11 protein-coding genes, 1 tRNA gene and 1 pseudogene are annotated in these 9,511 nt (G+C 42.2%); 6 read left to right on the forward strand and 7 right to left on the reverse strand.

Translation table 11 applies throughout. The features are described 5' to 3' along the window. Both F7C14_RS02730 and F7C14_RS02735 read left to right on the forward strand, forming a co-directional pair. Positions 1 to 199 (forward strand): annotated as a pseudogene (locus F7C14_RS02730) (hypothetical protein); the annotation flags it as partial. Between the two features lie 41 nt (positions 200 to 240). Continuing rightward, the gene (locus tag F7C14_RS02735; protein ID WP_290899721.1) at positions 241 to 1,032 is read left to right on the forward strand and encodes a hypothetical protein; all 792 of its coding nucleotides are present in this window, start codon (positions 241 to 243) and stop codon (positions 1,030 to 1,032) included. Between the two features lie 249 nt (positions 1,033 to 1,281). Here the strand turns inward: F7C14_RS02735 and F7C14_RS02740 are convergent, their stop codons facing one another. After that, positions 1,282 to 2,400, reverse strand: coding sequence for a Xaa-Pro peptidase family protein (locus tag F7C14_RS02740; protein WP_290899723.1), 1,119 nt, complete (start codon positions 2,398 to 2,400; stop codon positions 1,282 to 1,284). A 53-nt stretch (positions 2,401 to 2,453) separates the two neighbouring features. Between F7C14_RS02740 and serB the strand changes: the two genes are divergently transcribed. Beyond that, positions 2,454 to 3,629 (forward strand): phosphoserine phosphatase SerB, encoded by a 1,176-nt coding sequence (gene serB, locus F7C14_RS02745; RefSeq protein WP_290899725.1) that lies wholly within the window; start codon positions 2,454 to 2,456, stop codon positions 3,627 to 3,629. On the opposite strand, the gene F7C14_RS02750 is transcribed toward serB, so the two are convergent. Next, positions 3,610 to 4,578, reverse strand: coding sequence for a M20/M25/M40 family metallo-hydrolase (locus F7C14_RS02750; RefSeq protein ID WP_290899727.1), 969 nt, complete (start codon positions 4,576 to 4,578; stop codon positions 3,610 to 3,612). The genes serB and F7C14_RS02750 overlap by 20 nt on opposite strands. A gap of 39 nt (positions 4,579 to 4,617) precedes the next feature. Between F7C14_RS02750 and F7C14_RS02755 the strand changes: the two genes are divergently transcribed. Next, positions 4,618 to 5,073 carry a GNAT family N-acetyltransferase gene (locus F7C14_RS02755; RefSeq protein ID WP_290899729.1) on the forward strand — a complete coding sequence of 152 codons (456 nt, stop codon included), beginning with the start codon at positions 4,618 to 4,620 and terminating at the stop codon, positions 5,071 to 5,073. On the opposite strand, the gene F7C14_RS02760 is transcribed toward F7C14_RS02755, so the two are convergent. The 4 genes from F7C14_RS02760 to F7C14_RS02775 are packed head-to-tail and all read right to left on the reverse strand — an operon-like array spanning position 5,070 to position 8,571. Continuing rightward, positions 5,070 to 6,224 (reverse strand): pyridoxal phosphate-dependent aminotransferase, encoded by a 1,155-nt coding sequence (locus F7C14_RS02760; protein ID WP_367114320.1) that lies wholly within the window; start codon positions 6,222 to 6,224, stop codon positions 5,070 to 5,072. The two genes, F7C14_RS02755 and F7C14_RS02760, sit on opposite strands and share 4 nt — an antisense overlap. Beyond that, positions 6,190 to 6,678, reverse strand: a complete 489-nt coding sequence (locus tag F7C14_RS02765) for an Lrp/AsnC family transcriptional regulator (RefSeq protein WP_290899733.1) — start codon at positions 6,676 to 6,678, stop codon at positions 6,190 to 6,192. The genes F7C14_RS02760 and F7C14_RS02765 overlap by 35 nt, the downstream gene beginning before the upstream one ends. 39 nt (positions 6,679 to 6,717) lie before the next feature. Next, complete coding sequence (locus tag F7C14_RS02770) at positions 6,718 to 7,059, reverse strand: DUF555 domain-containing protein (RefSeq protein ID WP_012965111.1); 342 nt, start codon at positions 7,057 to 7,059, stop codon at positions 6,718 to 6,720. After that, complete coding sequence (locus F7C14_RS02775) at positions 7,060 to 8,571, reverse strand: ATP-binding protein (protein WP_290899738.1); 1,512 nt, start codon at positions 8,569 to 8,571, stop codon at positions 7,060 to 7,062. A gap of 96 nt (positions 8,572 to 8,667) precedes the next feature. On the opposite strand from F7C14_RS02775, the gene F7C14_RS02780 reads away from it, so the two are divergent. After that, positions 8,668 to 8,741 (forward strand) — tRNA-Ala (locus F7C14_RS02780). Positions 8,742 to 8,806: 65 nt separating this feature from the next. On the opposite strand, the gene F7C14_RS02785 is transcribed toward F7C14_RS02780, so the two are convergent. Further along, complete coding sequence (locus tag F7C14_RS02785; RefSeq protein ID WP_290899740.1) at positions 8,807 to 8,971, reverse strand: hypothetical protein; 165 nt, start codon at positions 8,969 to 8,971, stop codon at positions 8,807 to 8,809. A gap of 277 nt (positions 8,972 to 9,248) precedes the next feature. Between F7C14_RS02785 and F7C14_RS02790 the strand changes: the two genes are divergently transcribed. Continuing rightward, positions 9,249 to 9,416, forward strand: a complete 168-nt coding sequence (locus tag F7C14_RS02790) for a hypothetical protein (protein WP_290899742.1) — start codon at positions 9,249 to 9,251, stop codon at positions 9,414 to 9,416. The last annotated feature ends 95 nt before the right edge of the window (positions 9,417 to 9,511 follow it).

Consider the following 9,511-nt stretch of genomic DNA (forward strand, 5'->3'; position numbering starts at 1 on the left):
GAAAAGTGGACACGGATGTCTTAAAAGAATTCTTAGAAGAGAGAAGATGACGGTAGTACTTGATACCTCTGTTTTCATAGACGGAATTTTTAGATATGATGAATACAGATACGAGATTGCAAAAGAAACGTTTAGGGTCATTCAAAGTAAGTTTTTAGATGTAATTGTACCAGGAGCGTGTCCAGAAATAACCTCTTGAGATAAGACTGCAAAAACATTACTATCGAATTAAACTCCTTCATGCTCAAGAGGTGGAATACTCTCATCTACGACGTCGAACTCATTCTGAAATTCCTTCACGTGATTTTGGTATCGCTGAAGATAGACGATAGATTTCAGAAACGAAAGGGGAGAAAGCCGAAAAGACTTCCAAGCCTATACGTCAAGGCGATCGTTCTGAAGGAGATTTTCAGGTGCAGCCTTCGCTATTCGGAATCTCTCGCAAGGAAATTTCTCAAAGTCAGAATTCCCAAATCCACGCTCAATTACTGGGAAACAAAGCATTCGAATCTGATAAAAGAAGTTCTCAAAGCCCTAAACGGGTTTTTGAGCCAAATAGAATACTTCTACACTGTAATAGACTCTACAAAGTTTTCAAACTGGAACAAGAACTTAAGCGAACTCTTTGTCTGCGTTAGTGTTGGAGAAAGTCTCGTTCCCGTCTACGTAGACCTAATGAGTTCTGAAGAAGAATTCGTAGCCGGAATTCCTGAAGGAAATGGATTCGCCTTAGCTGACGGAGCCTTCGACACCAAAAAAGTTCTGAACGAACTCGTTTGGAAAGGTTATCTCCCGATCGTTAAGTCGACGAAGAGAAAACCGGATGGTCTTGGTTCGAAGATAAGGGATCTCTTTTTCGATAAGTCCGTTTACAGATATAGAAGCGTTGGTGAGGGATATTTTGGAGCTTTAAGCGTTGAATTTGGCGATAGGCTAAAATCGAGAGGAAAAAGCGATAAAGCAAGGATTCTTGCTAGAAATGTGATCTATTGTATAAAAATCGCTTTGAGGTGGAAGCATGGAGCTTCTTAAATTGTTGGACACTCCCCGAATGGGTACTAAGACCCGTAAACTTTACCTTTTCAGAATTTTTTCAACCAATTTTGATGAAGCTGAAAAAATTGGTGGAGGAACTTGAGTTGTTTGAGAAGGAGTTCTGAATGACATCAGGATTCTTGGCATAACAACTTACATTCAAACCTCTTCGACGAGGAGGATTACCAAAAATACTGTAAAAATGAAATCTTTTCTGCAACCAATTCGTGCTCGTAGCTCACCAGATCAACATTCCACGAGTTCTGTGGATATGCTGTCAAGAACTTCGGGCTTTTCTCTGATAAGCACATCTGATTCTATCCCCAACCCCGTGAAGTCTTCAAGAATTACCTTAGGCTCGAAAGCGACAACGACGTTCCTTCTCAGCTCCTCCTCGAAGTCCCCCAAAACTGGATACTCGTCGATGTTTAATCCAATCCCGTGTCCTACGAACTTCATCTTCTCGACTCTACCCATAAATCCGTCGAAGATTTCGAGTTCCCTCGCAAGCTCAAACGCTTTTCTGAAAATCTCGCTAACCTTCACTTTTTCTTTCATCATTTTAAGGCAGTTTTCGTAAAGCTCTTTCAACCTCTCGTAAGTTTCGTAAACTCTCTCGTCTGCCTTTCCTATCGTAAAGCACCTCGTTATGTCGGAGCTGTAGCCTTCAATTCTACCGCCAATGTCGATCCAAACCACATCACCTTTCCTCATTCTTTTCTTACCACTTCCAATGGGGCAAGCGGCACTCATTCCCGCTCCAGCGGTTACAGCTGAAAGTTTACTCGGTTTAGACGAACCAGAAGAAGCTGCAACAACGTTGGGTAAATACTCGGAGCTTCTGCCCTCAAGATATCCGTCGTGACCGAGCATTTTCAGTTCGTATTCGAGCTTTGCGGAGAGCTCGAATTCTCTCATTCCGTCTTTTAGAATTTCTGGAACTTTTTCTAAGACTTCGCAGCACATATCTACTGCCTTACTTATGAGTTTGATCTCTTTTCGATCTTTAATCATCCTCAATCTCAGAATTTCGTCGGTTATGTCTTCAAAACGTATTCCGCTGAGACGCGACGAAATTTTACCGTTCACTAAGCTCAGATCCACACCTACTTTCAGATCCTTAACTTTCGAGAGAATCTCTCCGAAACCTCTCGCTTTGATACATTTGAATTCGCTCTCTTCTTTGGCTCTCTCGTAATCTCTTATCACGTAAAAAACCGGATCTTCCTCTCTTGGAACTATCAGCGCTCCGAGTTGAGCTGTGCCGTTGAAGTAATAAACATTCAGATGATATAAAACGAGTGCCACGTCCAAATTCCTTCTTTCAAGCACTTTCCGAAGGTTGTCTATTCTTTTCTCTCGCATGATTAAAGCTCGCATTTGGGTAAATTAAAATACCGATTTGTCCAAAATTCTTTGTGAAACTAATAGCTGTCTCCGTCTACGGGGAGGATAAGCCGGGGATAGTCTACAGCATTTCGGAAGTTTTAGCTGAGAACAACGTCAACATCGTGGATATAGAGCAGACTGTCCTTCAGGGAATGTTTCTGATGTTTATCGTTGGAGATGTTGAAAAATGCAAAATAAGCTTAGAGGAGCTTGAAAAGAAATTGAAAGATAGGGGAGAAAAAATAGGAGTCACGGTTCACGTAGCTCCTTTCGAAAGAAAAAAGCAGAGAGAAAAAAAGCTCTACCAGATAACGATTATAGGTAAGGATAGGGTCGGAATTGTTAGAGATGTCACGAAGATACTCTTCCAGCACGGAATAAACATCGAAAAAACATCGCTAACCGCAAGAGATCAGCTCATTTCAATAACATTTCTCGTCGATGTGAGGGAGGCAAACCCGGAGGAGGTTAAAAGGCAGCTAAAAGAGGAAGTTGAAAAGACCGGATTGGATATAGTTATTCAACCCTACGAGATAGCCAAGAAACAGAAGAGGTTGATCGTCTTCGACATGGACTCCACCTTGATAGAGAACGAGATAATAGACGAACTCGCAAAGGCTGCTGGAGTTGAAGAAGAAGTTAGAAAGCTCACTGAAAAAGCTATGAGCGGTGAAATAGATTTTGAGACAGCGCTGAGGGAGAGGGTTAGACTTCTAAAAGGTCTACCAGTTGAAGTTCTCGAAAAGATTTACAGCGAGATAAAACTCACGGAAGGAGCAAAAGAGCTTATTCAGGCTTTAAAAGAAAGCGGATACAAGGTTGCTCTCGTGAGTGGTGGATTTACCTACTTCACCGAAAAGCTCAAAGAAGAGTTGGGATTAGATTACGCCTTCGGAAACGAGCTTGAGATTAAAGACGGAAAGCTTACCGGAGAGATAAAGGGGAGAATTATAGATGCCGAGGAGAAGGCGAGAATAATAAAGGAAATAGCTGAGAAGGAAGGCATAAGCGAGGAGAATATAGTAGCTGTTGGGGATGGAGCTAATGATAGGATTATGGTAAAGAACGCTGGGCTGGGGATAGCTTTCAACGCTAAGAAAGTTTTGAAGGAAATTGCCGACGGAACGATCTCGAAAGAGAATTTAATCGGACTTGCATCAGTTCTGGGACTTTCGGAAAAGTTCTTCAAAAAGAGGATTGAATAAATTCGTTTATTCTTCTGATTATCTCCTTCGCTTTTTCGACCTCTGCGAGTTTCACCCTCTCATACTTTGTGTGACAGTACTCAAGCTCTCCCGGACCCCAAACCGTTACTTTCCACCCCTCAGCTTTTAGATTTGCCGCGTCTGTCCAGCTTTTCATAACCGTCTTTTCTTCAACTATTCTTGCAAGCTCGACAATTTCGTCACAGTAAAACCCGTCCCAGTACTCCACGACTTCCACCTCACCGTAATTTTCTGCAATTTTCAAAACCTTCTCCAGAACGTCTTTACTCCTTATTTCTGGAGGGAAAACGAATGCGAACCTGATAAAGCACTCCTCTGGGATCGAATAGCTGTCGTCTCCTCCTCTAATCTCCTGAATTGAAAAACCTCTCCATATGTTTTTCACTTTTTCATACAGCTCGTAGGCTTTTTCTATTGCACTCACACCAAAATCCGGAAAAGCTCCGTGGGAGGGTTTTCCTTTAACCTTCACCGAAATTTCTGCACTTCCGTATTGTGCTTCAGCAACTTTCAATTCCGTCGGTTCCATTATTATAGCTCTACCCTTCCTCCTCCTTGCGAAGTGTTCCGATCCTCTTCCTCCTTCCTCTTCATCTGAAAGGAAAGCGACGTTTAAAACGAATTCTTCGCTCTCCTCTATTGCACTCAATATTGCCGCAACACTCGCTTTTGCGTCGCAAACTCCCGTTCCGTAGCAGTAAACTCCATCGAAGGAAAAATCGGTAATTTTTCTTGTTGTATCGAGGTGTGTAATCAGCCACAAATCTCCCTTCCCTTCCAAAACCACGTTTTTTACTCTCTTTTCTTCAACCTTGGGAGAGTAACCGAGGTCTTCCAGGAATTCGGTAACGTAATCAACAATTTCATCTTCTCTCCCTGACTCGGAATGTATTTCGACGAGATCTCTGAGCAGGTTTATCAGCTTCATGGAGTAAAGTATTTTCGCAATGATAAAAAAGTTTGTAGCGTGATAATACGGAGGGGTAAAAAAGAAGACATAAAACACTTCGTCGAGATATACCAAGACGCTTACGAGGATCTGGAGGAGTATGCATATACAACGAGGAGGGAGATAAAAAATTACTACAGATGGTTGATGAATCGGGATCCAGAAGGAATCTTCTTTGCAGAACTTTCCGAGCCGGTGGGAGTTATAGCTTGCGATTCAAACTGGTTCAGTCCATTCGAGATGAAGAAGGTAGGAGAAATTCACGAGCTTGCGGTGAAGAGAGAATTCTGGGGAAAAGGAATAGGCTCGAAACTTCTTGAAAAGGGAATAGGGTACCTGAGAGAGAAAAATAAGGATTTTGCAGAGCTTTGGGTGGGGGAAAGAAACGATAGAGCAAAAAAATTCTATGAGAAGCACGGATTTAAAGAGAGGGGGAGATTTGGAAAGTGGATAAGGATGTTCAGAAAAATTTAGATCATTCTTTTTGCGAAATCCACGATTCTGTCAGCTGCTTCTTTCAGCTTATCCATCGAAATTGCGTAAGCACATCTTATGTATCCCTCTCCGCATTCACCAAAAGCGCTGCCCGGAACGACAGCTACACTTTTCTCAAAAAGAAGCTTTTCAGCGAACTCCTCGCTGTTTGCATTTATCTTTGGAAAAACGTAAAAAGCACCGTCCGGCATTCTCACGTCGAAAACTTCTCTAAGCCTTCGGACAAAGTAGTTTCTCCTCCTTAAGTATTCAGCTCTCATCCTTTCAAGATCCGCCTCTCCATTCCTTAAAGCCTCTATAGCCCCGATTTGAGCAGTTACGGGAGCGCAAAGCATACAGTATTGGTGAATTTTCAGCATGGCTTCAAATATTTCGTCCGGAGCTATTGCATAGCCAACCCTCAATCCGGTCATCGCGAAACTCTTCGAGAATCCGTTTAAAACGACGACTTTGTCCTCCATACCGTTTAAAGAGGCTATAGAAGTGTGCTTGAAGGTGTAACTTAGTTCTGCGTAAATTTCATCGGAAATGATTATCGCATCCAACTCCACAGCCGCATCAGCAATTTCTTCTAAGTCTTTTCGGCTGTAGCTTACTCCTGTTGGGTTGTTCGGGTAATTGATTATTATAGCTTTAGCTTTCCCAACTTTCACGAGATCTTCGTATTTCGGCTTGAAGTCTGGAACGGTAGGAATCTTTACAACTTCCGCTCCAGCCAATATCGAAAGAGGCTCATAGGAAACGTAGCAAGGCTCGGGAATGATAACTTTGTCTCCCGGATTTATTATAGCTCTCAACGCTATGTCTATCCCTTCGCTCACGCCAGTAGTTACGATTATGTTGTCTGGATCCGGTTTAAAGCCAAACTTTTCGTAGTATTCGGCTATAGAATTCCTGAGTTCCGGCAAACCCTGATTTGATGTATACGACGTTATCCCTTTTTCGAGACTGTAGATCATTTCTTCTCTTATCTTCCACGGGACTGGGAAGTCTGGTTCTCCAACTCCGAGACTTATTACGTCCTCTCTTCCAATAATTAAGTCGAAAAATCTTCTTATCCCAGACGGCTTTAAATTTGCAACTTTTTCGTTAACTTTACGGGACAATTGCCAACCTCCTATCCTCTTCATCCTCGAAGAGAAGAACGCCTTCTTCCTTGTAAGTCCTTAGAACGAAATGCGTAACGGTATCTCTAACCTCTGGAATCGTGGAGATTTTTTCAGCGACGAAGAATGCTATGTCTTTCAGCGACTTTCCCTTCACAACCACTTGGAAGTCGTACTCACCGCTTACGAGCCTCACAGCATGCACTTCCGGAAACTTAGCTATCCTCTTAGCTATATCGTCGTAACCCTTCTCTCTTGTTAAATTAACCCTAACATCGATGATAGCGTATACCTCCTCAACCCCGAGCTTTTCCCAGTTGACGAGGGTTTTGTACTTCAGAATTATCTTCTCTCCCTCAAGCTTTTTGATCATCTCCTCAACTTCCTCTTCCTTTAAATCAAGAATTTCAGCTATTTCTTTAGGAGAAACCTTTGCGTTATCTTCAAGAATCTTCAAAATTTCCTCAGCCCTTTCCATGCAGTTCTACGATACCTCGAAGAATACAAAAAATTTTCTTCACTCAAGCTCAACAACTTCAATAACCTCTAAGGGAATTCTTTGCAACCTCTTTCCGATTTCGTATTTGGCTATTCTTGCGGCATGTTCCTTGCTTTGGGCGTTATAGACTTTCATTTCAAAGATCAATCCAACGAGGGCTGTGTTGGCTACTAAAAAAACGCTTTTCAAAGGCTGTTTACATTTGGGACACTCAGTCGTTCCGACATCCACTTCAACGAAATCGAGATCTGGGTTAAGTCTTTTCCCAGCTTCTGCGACGGCTATGTTCATCGCATCCTTAACGCTCTTTGCATTCCTAACTATCCAAGCTCCCTGTAAAACTACGATGTAATCGGGCATTCAATCACCACCGAAAAGCTTTTTGAAAAATCCTCCCTTCTTTTCCTTTACTTCTTTCTTCGGGGTGTCTCTTTTCTTTTCTTCTTTTCTCGCTTTTTTCTTCTCAACTTTGATTATCTCTTCAGCTTCTTTGTGCTTGCTCTTTCTTGTTCTAACTCTAACTATGACTGGTCTTTCTAAATCGGGGGTGATCACAAGAGCTTGTCCGACTGGCAGTCTTTTTATCTCTTCCACCATCTCCGAAGTTATTCCTTCAACCCCCCTCTTTATCGAGTTTATGTCGTTGGGATTCGTAACTCTGAGGATTATCTGGGTGTTGCACTGGCTGAGGACGTTTTTATCTATTCTCGCAGGTCTCTGGCTGATTATCATGAGTCCCAAAGCGAACTTTCTTCCTTCGCTCGCTATCGTTCTGAGAACACTTGAAGAGACAGATTTGTCGATTCCCTTCTCTGGAACGAAGTTATGAGCTTCATCGACGACGATCATTCCTGGATCGATCTCGCCCCTCTTCCTCATTTCGAATATCTCCCTGCAAACCTTAGCCACGATTATGTCCTGATGAATCGGATCTATTCCAGCTAAATTCAAAATCACAGCCTTTCCTTTCTGCATTAAGACCTCTATAGGCGTTGGATTTTCGCTGAAGAGATCCGTTTCTTCGATCTTCGTTAAAGCTCCAATTATCTCCGCTTTGAGATTACCGCTTAGTTGTTCGGCTTCATCTATTAAGTCTTGAATCGTGTACGTTCTTCCCCTCATCTCTCTTATTAGCTGGTAAATCGCCGCCTGCGCTGAGGATTTCCTAATCTCCCCCATTTCGATTATCTCTTCGGCGGATAGATTTATTCCGTCAAGCCTTAGAATGCCGTCGGCTTTGTCGGCTAATGGAGACTTGGGGGGAACGAACATCTTAACCTTGTCAGCGTAGCCCTTTGGTTTCAAACCGAACTCCTCAAGACTTTCATCATCGTTTGGATACTTTAAGCTCTCGTATTCTCCGTGAGGGTCTATTATTAAAAGAGCCACGTCTTTTTCAAGAAGTTCCTCGATTATTACTGCAGCCGTATAACTCTTTCCGCTTCCCGTTTTCGCTAAAATGCAAACGTGCTTTTGAACGAGGGTGTTGGGGTTTAGAGTTACCTTTATTTTTGTATCTCCAAGGTAACCCAAGTAAACACCGTCTTCGTAAAATCCTAAGCACTCGGCAACGAAATCTTCTTCAGCTTTAAAAACTCTGTCTCCGGGGACGAAAGGAGTTTTCGGGAGAACTATGCTTTTTCCACTCCTCTTTCCGAGAACTACCGCTTTAGCAAGGTAGGTTTCGCTCCCATCCCTCTCATCGCTTTTCGACACGGCTTTTATCTCGGAAACGTAGGCGGCGAACCATCCGTCAGCGTCGTTCCAAACTTTTACGAAATCTCCCTTCTTCACTTCGAGAGGGTTGTAAATTTGAAAGCTGAATTCATAAGGAGTCGCTTCTCCGACAATTTTCCCAACTTCGCCTCTCATAGGGCAACAGTGAAAGGATTGTTACTCTGAAAAATATGTTTTTCTCTTGTCCATAAACCTTATAAGCTCATGGAGTTAGATAAATTACAATCACTTGGGCCGGTAGCTCAGCCTGGAAGAGCGCCGCCTTGGCATGGCGGAGGCCTGGGGTTCAAATCCCCACCGGTCCATCAGATTTTCATTTCAATACACTTTTTTAGTAGGAAGTACTCTCTTTAGAACTCAACGATGAAATTCAACGGAACTTATGCCAGAACTCCTGGCTGAGCATGTTTAATATGTAGATTTTTATGTTTTTACTGTTTTTAGCAATTTTTCCTCGATACACATCTTCAGCCACGGTTACAACGTAAGCTTCAATTTCACCAAACTCCAAAGCTCCGGCCTTGGCTGAGTTCAACAAGTGCAGATCCTTTCTATTTACAGGTTCTCCTTCGAACTCAAACGAAAATTCTACGTCATTGACTTTGTGACGAACTTTATTCAACAATCTCAATAACTTAAAACTCGGATTTATCCTGTATATTTTCCTGATTTCGTCTTTAACGGAACTAATGTGACGAGAGTACTCCTTTATTGTCTCCGAATTAAAAACAACCACCACATCTCTTCGTTATTAGTAATTTAGACTCTTAAACTAAACTTTACTTTCTCAGAATATTTTTCAACTAATTTTGATGAAGCTGAAAGAATTGGTGAAGGAACTTGAGTTGTTTGAGAGGGAGAGAGTTCCGAACGACATCAGGATTCTTGGCATAGCAACTTACATCCAAACTTCATCAACGAGGAGAACAGCAGAAATCATTTCTGATTCATCCCCGTCTAACGCAACAGTTTGGAAGTAGATAAAGAAGTTTGAAGAAGAGCTACCAATTCAGCAGAGAGGAAACAGAGAGATCTTATTATAATAGAATATTCGAAAGATGGAAAAATTTTACAA

Source organism: Ferroglobus sp. (assembly GCF_015521575.1).
Lineage (GTDB): Archaea > Halobacteriota > Archaeoglobi > Archaeoglobales > Archaeoglobaceae > Ferroglobus.